Source organism: Litoribacter ruber, from assembly GCF_018500185.1.
Classification (GTDB): domain Bacteria; phylum Bacteroidota; class Bacteroidia; order Cytophagales; family Cyclobacteriaceae; genus Litoribacter; species Litoribacter ruber.
Genome location: NZ_JAHBGI010000013.1, coordinates 63906 through 77307, shown reverse-complemented (window position 1 = coordinate 77307; position 13402 = coordinate 63906). Strand labels below are relative to the sequence as shown.

Here is a 13402-nt window from a genome sequence, read left to right as displayed (position 1 = left end):
GTTTATTTGCACGTTAGATCGCATATGCAAGACCATATAGAAAAAATCGTGCAGGATGTCTATGAGAATGGATATGCTGTTGTTGAAAATTTCATTTCAGAAGACTTCCGCAAGGAGTTACTCGCCGAACAGCAGGACCTGCTTGAACATGGCCAGTTTCGCCATGCGGGAGTGGGAAAAGGGGATGCCTTTACCATCAGACCTGAAATCCGGAGCGACAAAGTGCTTTGGATGGACCACCTGGTTCTCACTCCCCTGCAAAATCAATATTGGAACTTGGTGGAGGAAATACGAGTTGCGCTTAATCAGCGGTGCTTTTTGGGTTTGCGCTCTTTTGAAGCTCATTTTGCCATGTACCCCCCTGGCTCGTTCTATTTGCGCCACCTGGATCAATTTCAGCAGGTTAAGTACAGGGTGGTTACCGTCATCATTTACTTGAATGACTCCTGGACCGAAGAGGATGAAGGCAAGCTGCGGATGTACCTGCCACAGGAGGACGGAGAGGAAAAAATACTGGATATTATGCCTAGCGGCGGAAAGCTTGTGGTTTTCCTCAGCGCCGAAATCCCCCATGAGGTATTGCCTACCAACAAGCAAAGGATAAGTATTACGGGTTGGCTAAGGGATATTGAATATTCGTAACTGCTTTGCGGAGGCAATTGCAACAAAAGCTTCTTCGCGGAGAAAATGGCCACGAAGGGCACAAAAATGTAAAGTGGTACCAAGGCCTGTTCGCAGTAACAATTGTTCACAAAGTGGCGAGAATTTTTTGCATCAACATAGTACTTAGTACCTAGTACCTAGTACATAATACATCATTTACCTTTTTCTCCTCGGTCTCGGTATTCGTGATGCTTCCTCGGTTTTGCTACTTTGAGCGACAGCTTGGAGGATGGTTTGGATTTCGTTGGGTTGGAGGTAGCGCCACTTTCCCTCAGGGATGCCCTCAAGGGTGATGTTCATGATCCTGTCTCGCTGAAGGCTGGTGACTTCGTACCCCAGGTATTCGCACATCCGACGGATTTGCCTGTTCAGCCCCTGGGTAAGTGTGATTTTAAATACAAAGTTCGAAATCTTTTCTACCTTGCATTTTTTGGTGACCGTATCCAGAATTGGTACCCCGTTAGACATTTTATCAATAAAGCTTTGAGTTATGGGCTTGTTCACCCCCACAGTGTATTCCTTTTCGTGATTGTTGCCCGCCCTAAGAATTTTGTTGACTATATTCCCATCATTGGTTAGAAAAATTAAGCCCTTGGAAGGCTTATCCAACCTGCCTATTGGGAATATCCGCTTCGGGTGCTTGATAAAGTCGATGATGTTTCCTTTGATATGCCTTTCGGTTGTACAGGTAATGCCCACTGGCTTATTGAAAGCCAAGTAAATGGGCTGTTCCTTGGCCTTAATGGGCTTGTTGTCCAAAAGGACTTCATCCCCTTCAAATACCCGGTTGCCCAATGCGGCCACCTCACCGTTGATTTTGACCCTGCCGGCCACAATGAATTTTTCAGCCTCACGTCGGGAGCAGATCCCCGTGTCACTGATGTATTTGTTGAGGTTAATAGAACTTCTTTGCTCTTCCATTTCTAAGCTCCTTTCAATTGTGCCTTCACGGATTGTAGTATTTCCGCATTGGTTTTGCTGTCCGAGAAAACCTCCAGTAATTTTGGCTCCATCGATTTATTGTAAAAACTATCCAAAGCAGCCCTCAGTTCATAACTATGGCTGGCAGATTGATAAGCAAACCCAAACTCTTTTGCTAAGTGTTCTGCGCTTAAAGCCTGCTTAGTTTCAAAGAACTCCTCCAATTCCGGCTGGGCTGCTGGTCCATCGATCAACCTGAATATTCCCCCAGCGTGATTGTTGAGAACAATTATCCGAAGATTAGGCATGTTGTAATTGTGCCAGAAGGCATTGCGGTCGTAGAAAAAGGCCATGTCACCCGTTATGAGCGTCACAGCATCTTTGGTCGTGAATGTGCAGCCCACAGCGGTGCTGTTGGAGCCATCGATCCCACTGGTACCCCTGTTGCAGACAATCTCGAAGGGAAGATTTTTTAGTCCCAGGAAATTGAAATATCTGACAGCCATGCTGTTGGAAAGGTGAAGCCTGGATTCAGAAGGGATTTTTTCCCCAATCAGGTGCACGGCTTGATATTCACCAAACCTTGCGCTCGATAAAACCTCCATAAATCTTTTTCCAATTTTTTCGTCCTCCCTCTTCCACTTCTGGACGAATGCCTGGCTATGCCCAGGTTCAACTTTTGAAAAGAACCCAAAAAAAGACTTTGGTGATACTTGGATCAACTTACTCAAGCCTTGATAAGTATCGGGGCTATAGGCTCCGGCAGGGGAGATGTGCCAGTGTGTTGCCCCACTCGCCCGCAGGAATAGCTTTAAGCCTTTGGAGATAATGGATTTTCCAAAACTGATAATAAGATCAGGTTCAAAATCCTTATCCTCCTTGATATGGGGTATAAAGGTGTCGTGAAAAGTAATACTATTTGAGCTGGATAAATTGGAAATGGCATCTGTCACCACCGCAGCCTTCCCGTCTTCCTGTAACTTGCCAAGCAATTCCCTGATAGCTCTATTTGGCTTTTGCTGCCCGGGAACAACCATTATTTTTTTGAATTTCTTCAGGCTTTCGCCCAACTTCAGTTCATCATCAGCCGAGAGAGTGCTGTTCCCCTTTACCGTTTCAAAACAGGGTAAGTCTTTTTTAAAGTCCAGCATTTCCTCTCTTTTCGGGTAGAAAGGTTCTCTCAGAGGGATGTTGATATGTACAGGGCCTGCTGGGTAGCTATTTGCCAAGTTTATGGCTTCATTTGTGATCCGGTGGGCATGCCAAACCTTATCCTCATTTGAAAATTCATCGGGGAAGTTAAAACTCCCCTTCACGTGTTTGCCATAGATTTCTTCCTGCCTGATGGTCTGCCCATCCCATTGGTCAATCCACTCCTTTGGGCGATCAGCGGTGATGATTAGCAAAGGAATTTGCTGATAATACGCCTCAGCTACAGCCGGGCCGTAATTTAATGCGGCAGATCCGCTGGTGCAGACCAGTACCACGGGTTTTTCCAGCTGCTGGGCCATACCCATGGCCACAAAAGCAGCCGACCTTTCGTCGGAAATAGTCCGGCAATGGATATCGGGATGCCTGGCAAAGGCCAAAGTAAGCGGAGCGCATCGGCTTCCAGGTGAGAGTATGGCCTCTTTTATGCCTTTTTTAGCCGCAATGGCTACTAGATCATTGATGGGCTGGATTACCAAATCTATTTATTTTCTTTAGTGAAAAATCGTCCAATAATATCGCACTTCATTTCGGTTTCTTCCCATTCCTTTTCAGCAATGGAGTCCTCCGTGATGCCCGCACCCGCATAGAGGTAGGCATGATCGCCCATTAGTTGCGCTGTTCTGAGATTGACAAAAACAGAAGTGGCATCCTGCACATTTACCGGGCCAAAATAGCCCGCAAAAAGGGTGCGCTCAAACCTCTCATTCGCGGAAATAAAGTCTAGGGCAGCTTGCCTTGGCATGCCGCAAACAGCCGAGGTAGGGTGCAGCAGTTCCAGCATGGTGGAACCTAGCTGGGGGAAATTGGTAGCCTCCATGTCCACAATAAAATCCGAGCGTAAGTGCAGAAGATTGCCCGCCAATACAGTTTTTGGCCCTTTTTCCTCATACTCCCTGAGCCTGATTTTTTTAAATGAGTTTACTATATACCTACTCACCAATGCTTGTTCCTCGATTTCCTTTTGGGTCCAGGCGGCAGTTTTGAGAGGATTGTCACCGATTGCTTTTTGGGTGCCAGCCAGTGACATGGTAGAAAAGGTATTGCCTTCGGTTTTGATCAAGACTTCGGGACTTGCACCCATCCAGGTGCCGAATGCCGGGCTATGAACAAAGTTTATGAAAGCATTGGGGTATGATTCGCAAAGCTTTAGGAAAGTCTGGCTCAAATCTAAATTTTCATTCAATTCCTGCTTTTTAATTTTGGCTGGCACTACTTTAATCAGTTTCCCGCCATTAATCTGGTCAATTCCTTTTTGGACTTGATCGATAAAGTCTTCCTTACTAGTCTCCTGAACCTGAAGTCCCTTGGAGGCTTTCTTGATGCCCTCTCGAACTAATTTTTGGAGTTCTGTTTTAGAAAGCGTCGTGTTTTCGACAAAGGGATGGTTTTCTTCCAATTCCACCGGAGTACCCAAATCAAGGCTATAATATTCCTTTGCTTCCAAGAAAAAATAGGAGGGGGAGGTGCCATCCTCAAAATTATGGGCTATAAATCCAGCGGGCAGTTCTTCCAACTGGGGCATTCCTTGGCGCAGAACAGGCTCGGAATCTATGATGATTTCTACCTGATTGGATTTAGGCTTTCTCCAAACAGCAAAATTAAAACCTTCTTGAAAGGCATATTGCAGCATCAAGTCCAAATAGGACTCGTGAGTGATTGCTTTAATACTCGAAGTTGTCTCCATATTATCCCTTATCCAGTACCGCCAAAGTCAACCGGCAGATACAGGTCATTTCATTTTTCTGGTTATAAATCTTGATTTCCCAAACCTGGATTTTGCTTCCGAGTTTAATAGGGGTAGCGATTCCTTTCACCAAGCCGCTTTTGACAGCTTTGAGGTGGTTGGCATTGATGTCCAGCCCCACACAATGTTGTATTTCCCTGTCTAAAACAAAGTTTCCGGCCACACTACCGATGGTTTCGGCAAGCACCACATTTGCTCCTCCATGCAACAGTCCCATAGGTTGTTTGGTTCTATGGTCTACGGGCATAGTAGCTGCAAGGTGATTTTCTCCGATTTCTGTAAACACTATCCCCAGGTATTCCACCATGGTATTTTGGCTCATTTGGTTTAGGGTTTCGAGTTGCAGGTTTTGGGGAAAGATCATGAAATGTTGGATAAAAAGCCTTTTCTTTGAAAATTGAAAGCAAAAATAAAGAACTTTTGGCCACGAAAAAAATATACATAGTCCGTCATGGACAGACAGATTACAATTTGAAGGGCATAGTGCAAGGCTCGGGAATTGATGCACCTATCAACAGTTACGGCCAGGAGCAGGCCAAGGCATTTTTTGAGGCACATAAGCATATAGCCTTCGATAAGGTGTATTACACGGCTCTACAAAGGACCAGACAGTCCATAGCCGGGTTTTTGGAATTGGGTATCCCGAGTGAAAGCCTTCCGGAAATGAATGAAATCAGCTGGGGTAAATATGAAGGGGTTCCTATGACTCACGACGAAAACCAGTATTATCTGCACATGCTTGAAAAATGGGCGTCTGGGGATCTTGATTATGCCATTGCTGGGGGCGAATCTCCCAATATGGTGAAGCGGCGCCTCAAAAAAGGGTTGAAGAAAATCCTGCAGGATGGGGAGGAAACAGTACTGCTGTGCATGCACGGCAGAGCGATGCGGATGCTGCTGAGTGTGATGCTACATTATCCCTTACAATACATGGATTTATTTGAACATCAAAATCTCTGTTGCTATGAACTTACCCTGATGGGTAATCTGCAGTTTAGGCTGGATAGGTATAATGACACTTCCTATTTAGAATAAAAAAAGCTCCATTTGGAGCTTTTTTTAATTTGCGACTAGGGAGAGAATCCCTTTCTCTTTCTTTTTCTTTCCGTTGTCTTTTTTATTGTCCAATTGGGCAAGCAGGGCTTGATAGGCAGACTTGCTCTCATTGAGGTCTACGATTCTAAAGGCTACCTCCTGAAGCGATAGTGTGGTATTTCTGTTTACCCTAACCAACAATTCGCCCACTTGACATGGATCCATGTTACAGTTTGGGATAGTCATTAATAGTACCGACTCGCTGTTGCCAGAATATGTTTTGGTAGTAAACATCTGGTTAAAAGTAAGTTCAATGTACTCTGGACTAGTCTTAAGCTCTTTTAACTCCTCTTTATCAAAAATGATAAGGAATGTTCTATCTTCTGGGTTTTTTGCAAAAACAGAAGAAAATATGGTAAGCGTTAATATGGCAGTCAGTAGTGTTCTCATAATATCGAATATATAAAAATAAACGTTTTTACTCTAATGTATTGTTCAATTCTACAAAAAATATGCAAAAAAAAAGCCCGAATTGCTTCGGGCTTCATTTTATGCTTTTCTTTTTTTCTTTGGCGTAGTCTCATCTTCGATTTCATCCTCTACACCTGCGAGGATTCTACCGCAGTGCTCACATACAATAAGCTTCTTTTTCTCTCGGATATCAGCTTGTCTTTGTGGTGGCACGATGTTGAAACAACCTCCGCAAGCTCCTCTTTTAACCATTACTACGGCTAGGCCGTTTTTGGCATTGTTGCGGATTTTCTCGTAAGACTTTAATAGTCTGTCCTCGATTTTCTTGCCGGCGTCTTGTTTTTCGCTTCTAAGTTTGTTCTCTTCAGATTCGCTTTCCGAAACAATTGACTTCAACTCGTCTTTCTTGGTATCAAGATCCTTCTTACGGTCTTTCAAAGTTTCTTGTAGGGCATCTACATCCTGCTTTTTGGACTCGATTCTGGCTTCTGCTTCACCGATTTTCTTTCTGCTTACCTGAATTTCCAGATCTTGAAGTTCCAGTTCCTTAGTGATGGCGTCATACTCTCTGTTGTTTCTGACGTTCATTTGCTGTTCCTGGTATTTTTTGATCAGCTTTTCTGAGTCCTTGATAGCTTCTTTATGCCTCTTAATTTCATCTTCCAAGGCCGTAATGTCAGTCTGGAACTTCTCAAGGCGGGTTTCATAACCTATGATCTCATCTTCTAAGTCTTGAACTTCTTCTGGAAGAGCTCCTCTGATTTTAAAAATAGCATCTAGGCGGGAATCAATTTTCTGAAGGTTGTGTATGGCTTCAAGTTTCTGTGCAACTGTACTTTCCATGTACTATATATAAGTTATGGGATTCGAAACTACTTTTGTCAAATAGAGTGCAATATTACTAAAATTTTGTGACAATTTCTCTTTTAATAAATCTTTTGTATAAATTTCGCTTTCGTAATGGCCTATGTCTGCTAAAATGATTTGACCGTCCGCGTCAAAGAATTCATGATATTTTACATCGGATGTGACAAATACATCAGCTCCGGATCGGATGGCAGCTGGCAAAAGGAAGATGCCTGCTCCCCCGCAAACCGCCACTTTTCTCACAGGTTTGCCCCTCAACGCAGTCCTTTTCACCACGTTTAGATTCATTTTCTTTTTAAGTTGGGCAAAAAAGCTTTGCTCATCCATATCTTCTGGAAGTTCGCCAATCATGCCCGAACCGATTTCCTGATCTGTGTTTTCCAGCGATTGAAGGTAGTAGGCCACCTCTTCGTAGGGATGAGCTTTCTTCATGGCGTTTAAAATCTTTCCCGATAGGTACTGGGGAAAAATCACCTCAATTCTTGCTTCTTCCACTTCCTCCGCCTTTCCTTGGCTTCCTATGGTTGGGTTCGCTTTTTCATTGGGGGTGAAGGTGCCTGTGCCTTGAAGGAAAAAGCTGCAGTCTTTATAATTGCCTATTTGACCCGCTCCGGCCTGGAATAGCGCCTGGCTCACTTCTTCCCTTGATGCCAATGGAGCGAAGACAACCAGCTTTTGCAACATCTGTTTCTTGGGGCTTAATATTTTGGTGTTTTCCAAGCCTATCATATCGCAGATTTTCTTGTTCACCCCAGTGGAGACATTGTCCAAGTTGGTGTGGATTGCGTAAATGGCGATGTCCTTTTTGATGGCCTTTATAATCGTACGTTCGATATAGTTTTTCCCGGTGAGACTTTTTAATCCCTTGAAAATAATGGGATGATGGGCAACAATCAGATTGCAGTTGAGTTCAATAGCTTCATCCACCACGGCTTCTGTAGCATCGAGTGTACAGAGCACCCCTGTTACTTTAGCTTCCGGATCGCCTGTGAGAAGTTGGGCATTGTCGTAGCTTTCCTGATAGGCTGGGGGAGCCAAGGTTTCCAGGTAGGATGTTATATCTCTTATAGAATAAACCATATATTTGTCTTTGCTTAATTGAATGTTCGGTAATCAAAATTAACAAAATTTTCCCCAATGCGCCCATTTGACCCCGTCTTGTATCCATTTGCCCTGCTTTATGATGGAATGACCAGGTTGAGAAACAAGCTTTTTGATATAGGGAGCAAAAGAAGTGTAGTGTTTGAAATCCCGACCGTGGTGGTGGGTAACCTCGCCTTAGGAGGTACAGGCAAAACCCCCATGGTGGAATTTATTATCGAAAGGCTTTCCGGTCATTATGAAATCGCCACCCTGAGCCGCGGTTATGGCAGGAAAACCACCGGGGTGATCATAGCCGATCAAGATGCCACGGCAGAAAAAATAGGGGACGAGCCTTTTCAGATTTTCACCAAGTTTGGGGAAAAAGTGCATGTAGCCGTGGGCGAACAACGGGTGATGGCCATCCCCCAGATCATTATGGAGTTCCCCGGCACAGATTTGATCCTCCTCGACGATGCTTTTCAGCACAGGTATGTAAAAGGTGATTTCAGTATTCTGCTGACTACTTTTCAAAAACCATTTTTCGATGACAAGGTGGTCCCATTGGGAACATTAAGGGAGCATAGAAAAGGAGCTTCCAGAGCCCAGGCTGTGGTGGTGACCAAATGCCCGAACGAACTTTCGGAGAAAACCAAGCAGGAATACCGAAGCAAAATAGCCAAATATGCGGTGACTGATACCCCTGTTTTTTTTGCTGGATTAAAATACGGTGACCCTTACGAAATTTTCCCGACAGGAAGAAAGCTGACCAAAGATGTCATTCTCCTTACCGGAATTGCTGATAACAAAGTGCTCAAAGAAAGGCTGGAAGGGCAATATAACCTGAAATACACGTTGGAATTTGCGGATCACCATAAATATACCGAGGAGGATGCCGGCAAAATCAGGAAGGCTTTTCAGGAGTTTGGAGGAAATGAAGCGGTGATTTTGACCACCGAAAAGGATATGGTCAAACTAAAAGACAGGAAATTTGCCCATTTATTGGAGGAAATTCCGATTTTTGCAATTCCGGTCAAGGTGGATTTTGACCACAAAGATGAAAAGCTGCTGATGGACATGATCCAAAAAAGCATAATTGAAAAAGATTATAAGCGTGAGGTTTAAACATTTTCTCATCCTTTTTTTGGGCATTTTAGGCTTTTGTCTTCAGGCAAGCGCCCAGGTCACTATGCCTCCCCCTCAGGGTCAGCAGCGCCCCCAGCAGCGACAGGCGCAGGATCCAGACGAAGACCAAGAGGAGGCGGGACCCCGAAGAGGTATCCTAGATGACTCCACCAAGCAGGTGTATGGGCCACGCACCACCCTGTATTTCAAAGAAAAACATATCCGGCACAATAGGTTTGAGCTTACTGAGATAGACACGGCTTTGACCGGTTTCCATAATTATGAGCCCGTGGCCAGGCACTGGTATAGGCATCAGGATTTGGGTAATATAGGGAGTGGTGCAATGCCGATTTTCTATGAAATCCCCGGCCAGATCGGAAGGACTTCAGGTTTTCATGCCTACGATTTATATTACAATTCTCCCGATAGTATGACGTATTTCGATACCAAGTCGCCTTATACTAATTTGGGGGCCTTTTTTGGTGGGGGAAATCGCAATATGCTGGATGTGGCATTTGCCCGAAACATCAATCCCAGATGGAATGTTGGGTTTAATTTTAATACTATCAGAGCCAGAAAAGTACTGAACCCCAGCCGTAGGGATGATAACATGGCTGTGCAGAACAGCTATTCTATCCACACCAGCTACCGTTCAGAAAACGAGAAATACATACTTCTAGCCAACTTCTCGAGAATGAAGCATACGGTCAATGAGCAGGGGGGGATCATTCCACCTGAAGTGGACAGCACCTCGCTTTATTTTACCTATGAGGATTCCAAAATGTGGCTCCGTAATTCCCAAGCCAATGATCTGAGGCAGGATTACCACCTTTACCACCAGTATGAAGTAGTGAAAGGCTGGCAGATTTACCATGTCTTTGACAAGAAAAAGCAAGAGGTGTCATTTGTGTCCGACATGGCCGGATCAGATCACTTGTTTTTCGACCAGTTTAATACCAACAGGTTTCATGTTGGTGAAGATGGTGACCGTACTGATAGTACCCGAAATCTAAGCCATTTTTCGGAATGGCGAAATGAATTTGGTTTCAAAGGGGATATTGGGCCGATCTATTATAATGCATTCATGAAATTCCGGACCGGCCGGATGGCAAGCCCCTACTTTGAAAGCAACAACAGCTTCAATGAATTTTACATCGGTGGCGCTCTCCGCGGTCAGATAAGCGAAAGGTGGTATTTTGAAGGGGAAGGGGAGTATTTCATTCCGGATGCCTTTAGAATCAAGGGGCTTTTTAGGTCGCCTTATCTGGATTTGACCTATACCAAGGCCCTTTACCGTCCTACTTTGATGCACCTGTTATACCGTGGCAACCATTTTCAATGGACCAACGACGATCTTTCCAACACAGGGGTGGATCAGATCACCGGACAGTTGAAGGCCGATTTTGGACCGATTTCGATTAGGCCATCACTTACTTTGAATAGAGTGAGCAATTATATTTATTATAACCAAGAGGTGGTGCCGGAACAAACCGCCGCCGATGCCTTCATGGTGATCCCAGGGGTGACGGCCAATCTCTTTTTGGGTAAATTCGCTTTCCAGAGTGAAATCTATAACACCACCATTACTGGAGATGGAGCCGACAATTTCCGTATCCCGGAATGGTTTGTCAACTCCAGGATTTTCTATGACAGCCCTTGGTTTGATGAGAACATTTTCGTGCAAATAGGAATTGAAGGTAGATATAGAAGTGAATATTTCGCGCCAGCCTGGATGCCTTCCACCCAGCAGTTTTACCTGCAGGACAATTTCTTGGTGCAGGGGTATCCCGTGGTTGACTTTTTCTTCAATTTCCGAATCAACAGGACCAGGATATCCATCCGATACAATCATTTGAATGATAACCTTTTGGAACAGCCTGGCTATTTTGTGACACCAGGGTATACGGGACTGAAAGGAATGCTGGATTTGGGGATCAATTGGTCCTTCTTTGATTGATAAAAATGAGTTGGGAAGAAAGTACAAAGAATAAGATGTTGAACTTGCAGCTGCCCACCGATCCGCGATGGGTGGACATTGCAAGTATGAATTTGGGTGATATTTTGGTTGATCACGCATATTGTGAGCAAAAAGCGGCCAGTTCGTGCATCAGCCTTATCTTGAAATACCCGGATCTGGAGCTTTTGGTGGATACGCTCACTCCTGTGGTAGCCGAGGAATGGGCCCACTTTGAAAGGGTGATGGACCAGCTCCGAAAAAGAAATATTCCATTTGGCTGGCCAAGAAAGGATAAATATGTAGTCAGATTGGCTCAGTTTGTCAAAAAAGGTGGCAATCGCATGCAGCAACTCACAGAGCAGCTACTGATGAATGCCCTGATAGAAGCCAGGAGCTGTGAGAGGTTTAAACTCCTTTGGAAAAACCTCCAGGATGAAGAACTCAAGAAATTCTATTATGAATTGATGGTGTCTGAAGCCGGGCATTATGTGAATTTTTTGGAATTGGCGAGGCATTACCAGGATGAGGCAAAAGTGGAAGCCCGATGGAAAGAATGGCTAGCCCAAGAAGCCAAAATTATCTCGGAATTGGAAATGCGGGATGATAGAGTGCATTGATAAGGTTTTTTGACCGTTGAAAAAGAGTAAAGACAGGTTCTATGTACTCTGGAGTTTTTTAGTTATACTTACATCCGGTATTTTTATTACAGAATGAATCTTCTTGAAAACATAAAGGAAGCGTTACGCTCCGTTCAGTCCAATTTACTCCGAACAATCCTTACTGGGTTGATTATTGCCATTGGAATTACCTCCCTGGTGGGCATGCTTACCGCCATAGATGGAATGAAAGCCCAGATTGAGGAGAGCTTTGCCGGGTTCGGTGCCAACAACTTTGATGTGAAATCAAGGTTTTCGAATGGTGCAAGAGTGACCACGGATGGTGTGGCTCAAAAAACCTATCCGCCGATTTCTTACAGAGAGGCCACCGCATTTAGGGACGAATACTCCCAAAGAGGTGTGGTAACCGTGTTTTCCAATTTTTCCGGAGCCACGGAGATCAAGCGGGGTTCCAAAAAAACCAATCCAAATAGCAGAATGATTGGCGGGGATGAAAATTATTTTTTCATCAAGGGTATTAAGATTGAACAAGGGAGAAACTTTAGTAATTCCGAGATACAATTTGGGAACAATGTATGTGTAGTGGGCAAGGAAATCGTATCTGCCCTTTTCGAGAAAGGGGAGGACCCGATTAATCAGCATATTACTTTTTATGGTAGCAGGTATACCATCATCGGGGTGACTGAGGAGCAGGGGAGTGCCACTGCCGGATCCGGCCCTGATAGGGCTGTGGTGATTCCTTTGGAAAATGCCAGAAGACTCGATCGAAATGGGACGTTCCGATATGCCATTACGGCTTCTTTATCTGACCCAGGAAAAATGGACTACGAAATGGGCCATGCCACCGGTGTGATGCGGAAAATCCGCCAAGATAGGATTGGGGATGAAGATAGCTTTGAGATCGTCAAGAGCCAGACATTGGGAGAAAGCCTAGAGGAGGTAGCCGGCTTTTTGCGCATTGGCGGTTTTGGAATTGGCTTCATCACCTTGCTGGGTGCAGCAATAGGTCTAATGAATATCATGATGGTATCGGTGACCGAAAGAACCCGGGAAATTGGCGTGAGAAAAGCTTTAGGGGCGACCCCTCTTAGAATCAGGCAACAGTTTTTGATCGAGGCGATAGTAATCTGCCTTCTGGGCGGTCTGCTTGGAGTGCTGTTTGGGATTGGAATCGGAAACGTGGTGGCCAACTTGGTTGGGCCAGGCGGGTTTCTGGTGCCTTGGCTGTGGATCTTTGTGGCCTTCGGTATCTGTATCTTGGTAGGCTTGCTAAGTGGTTTCTTTCCGGCATACAAAGCCAGCAAACTCGACCCAATAGAGTCCCTCCGCTACGAATAATCAGACCACGTCCGTGTTTCTAGGATCCGGGCCGTATTTGTTTGGCCCTACAGTCCCCTCTTTAAAAGTCAGGTAGATAAATCCTATGAAGTTGATAGGGGGAGGTATTAGTAGATAGAGTGAGTATTTCCAGTCCAACTCAATGTCGTGTAACCTTCTGATGGCAGCTACCATGAGAAACACAATGGTGGTGACCAGGATGATTCCAAATATGACAAAGCTGACCCAGGCCTGAATTTCCAAAGATTCGTACATCTTCAGCAGGCATAAAAGGTTGATGAAATAAAAAACCACAAAGAGGACCAGAAACTTTCTTCTGGTAATCCTGCCCGTAGGTTCCAGTACATTTTTCATACCTGAAAACCGTTGATA

14 protein-coding genes are annotated in these 13402 nt (G+C 44.7%); 6 read left to right on the top strand and 8 right to left on the bottom strand.

Annotation, left to right across the window (positions count from 1 at the left end):
- Positions 1–24: 24 nt before the first annotated feature.
- The gene (locus KIH41_RS15750; RefSeq protein ID WP_213945584.1) at positions 25–642 is read left to right on the top strand and encodes a 2OG-Fe(II) oxygenase; all 618 of its coding nucleotides are present in this window, start codon (positions 25–27) and stop codon (positions 640–642) included.
- Between the two features lie 177 nt (positions 643–819).
- Here the strand turns inward: KIH41_RS15750 and rluF are convergent, their stop codons facing one another.
- From rluF to KIH41_RS15730, 4 genes are read right to left on the bottom strand one after another with little or no spacing between them, the layout of a single operon-like run.
- Positions 820–1584 carry a 23S rRNA pseudouridine(2604) synthase RluF gene (gene rluF / locus KIH41_RS15745; RefSeq protein WP_213945583.1) on the bottom strand — a complete coding sequence of 255 codons (765 nt, stop codon included), beginning with the start codon at positions 1582–1584 and terminating at the stop codon, positions 820–822.
- A gap of 2 nt (positions 1585–1586) precedes the next feature.
- Positions 1587–3272, bottom strand: coding sequence for a 2-succinyl-5-enolpyruvyl-6-hydroxy-3-cyclohexene-1-carboxylic-acid synthase (gene menD / locus KIH41_RS15740; protein WP_214162984.1), 1686 nt, complete (start codon positions 3270–3272; stop codon positions 1587–1589).
- Positions 3273–3274: 2 nt separating this feature from the next.
- Entirely contained in the window at positions 3275–4480 is a 1206-nt protein-coding gene (locus tag KIH41_RS15735; RefSeq protein ID WP_214162983.1) for a chorismate-binding protein, read from the bottom strand.
- 1 nt (position 4481) lies between these two features.
- Positions 4482–4904, bottom strand: coding sequence for a hotdog fold thioesterase (locus KIH41_RS15730; protein WP_213945580.1), 423 nt, complete (start codon positions 4902–4904; stop codon positions 4482–4484).
- A 56-nt stretch (positions 4905–4960) separates the two neighbouring features.
- Here KIH41_RS15730 and KIH41_RS15725 point away from each other — a divergent pair, with 56 nt between their 5' ends.
- Complete coding sequence (locus tag KIH41_RS15725) at positions 4961–5575, top strand: histidine phosphatase family protein (RefSeq protein ID WP_213945579.1); 615 nt, start codon at positions 4961–4963, stop codon at positions 5573–5575.
- Positions 5576–5599: 24 nt separating this feature from the next.
- Here the strand turns inward: KIH41_RS15725 and KIH41_RS15720 are convergent, their stop codons facing one another.
- The 3 genes from KIH41_RS15720 to KIH41_RS15710 all read right to left on the bottom strand — a co-directional run bounded on the left by KIH41_RS15720 (position 5600) and on the right by KIH41_RS15710 (position 7993).
- Entirely contained in the window at positions 5600–6025 is a 426-nt protein-coding gene (locus KIH41_RS15720) for a hypothetical protein (protein WP_213945578.1), read from the bottom strand.
- 99 nt (positions 6026–6124) lie between these two features.
- Positions 6125–6889: a zinc ribbon domain-containing protein gene (locus KIH41_RS15715; RefSeq protein WP_213945577.1), complete on the bottom strand. Its 765-nt coding sequence runs from the start codon at positions 6887–6889 to the stop codon at positions 6125–6127.
- Positions 6890–6892: 3 nt separating this feature from the next.
- Positions 6893–7993, bottom strand: coding sequence for a Nif3-like dinuclear metal center hexameric protein (locus KIH41_RS15710; RefSeq protein WP_214162982.1), 1101 nt, complete (start codon positions 7991–7993; stop codon positions 6893–6895).
- A gap of 57 nt (positions 7994–8050) precedes the next feature.
- Here KIH41_RS15710 and lpxK point away from each other — a divergent pair, with 57 nt between their 5' ends.
- From lpxK to KIH41_RS15690, 4 genes are all read left to right on the top strand, one after another.
- Complete coding sequence (lpxK, locus tag KIH41_RS15705) at positions 8051–9118, top strand: tetraacyldisaccharide 4'-kinase (protein ID WP_214162981.1); 1068 nt, start codon at positions 8051–8053, stop codon at positions 9116–9118.
- Complete coding sequence (locus tag KIH41_RS15700) at positions 9090–11075, top strand: putative porin (protein ID WP_317194966.1); 1986 nt, start codon at positions 9090–9092, stop codon at positions 11073–11075. The genes lpxK and KIH41_RS15700 overlap by 29 nt, the downstream gene beginning before the upstream one ends.
- A gap of 5 nt (positions 11076–11080) precedes the next feature.
- Positions 11081–11692: a tRNA-(ms[2]io[6]A)-hydroxylase gene (gene miaE / locus KIH41_RS15695; RefSeq protein ID WP_214162980.1), complete on the top strand. Its 612-nt coding sequence runs from the start codon at positions 11081–11083 to the stop codon at positions 11690–11692.
- A gap of 93 nt (positions 11693–11785) precedes the next feature.
- Positions 11786–13030, top strand: a complete 1245-nt coding sequence (locus tag KIH41_RS15690; RefSeq protein WP_213945573.1) for an ABC transporter permease — start codon at positions 11786–11788, stop codon at positions 13028–13030.
- On the opposite strand, the gene KIH41_RS15685 is transcribed toward KIH41_RS15690, so the two are convergent.
- Positions 13031–13384, bottom strand: coding sequence for a DUF805 domain-containing protein (locus KIH41_RS15685; protein ID WP_214162979.1), 354 nt, complete (start codon positions 13382–13384; stop codon positions 13031–13033).
- Between the last annotated feature and the right edge of the window lie 18 nt (positions 13385–13402).

Excerpts from the sequence above, each read along its gene's own strand:
- KIH41_RS15750 (WP_213945584.1), top strand. The coding sequence starts at position 25 with ATGCAAGACCATATAGAAAAAATCGTGCAGGATGTCTATGAGAATGGA.
- rluF (WP_213945583.1), bottom strand. The coding sequence starts at position 1,584 with ATGGAAGAGCAAAGAAGTTCTATTAACCTCAACAAATACATCAGTGAC.
- KIH41_RS15735 (WP_214162983.1), bottom strand. The coding sequence starts at position 4,480 with ATGGAGACAACTTCGAGTATTAAAGCAATCACTCACGAGTCCTATTTG.
- KIH41_RS15730 (WP_213945580.1), bottom strand. The coding sequence starts at position 4,904 with ATGATCTTTCCCCAAAACCTGCAACTCGAAACCCTAAACCAAATGAGC.
- KIH41_RS15720 (WP_213945578.1), bottom strand. The coding sequence starts at position 6,025 with ATGAGAACACTACTGACTGCCATATTAACGCTTACCATATTTTCTTCT.
- KIH41_RS15715 (WP_213945577.1), bottom strand. The coding sequence starts at position 6,889 with ATGGAAAGTACAGTTGCACAGAAACTTGAAGCCATACACAACCTTCAG.
- KIH41_RS15710 (WP_214162982.1), bottom strand. The coding sequence starts at position 7,993 with ATGGTTTATTCTATAAGAGATATAACATCCTACCTGGAAACCTTGGCT.
- lpxK (WP_214162981.1), top strand. The coding sequence starts at position 8,051 with ATGCGCCCATTTGACCCCGTCTTGTATCCATTTGCCCTGCTTTATGAT.
- miaE (WP_214162980.1), top strand. The coding sequence starts at position 11,081 with ATGAGTTGGGAAGAAAGTACAAAGAATAAGATGTTGAACTTGCAGCTG.
- KIH41_RS15690 (WP_213945573.1), top strand. The coding sequence starts at position 11,786 with ATGAATCTTCTTGAAAACATAAAGGAAGCGTTACGCTCCGTTCAGTCC.
- KIH41_RS15685 (WP_214162979.1), bottom strand. The coding sequence starts at position 13,384 with ATGAAAAATGTACTGGAACCTACGGGCAGGATTACCAGAAGAAAGTTT.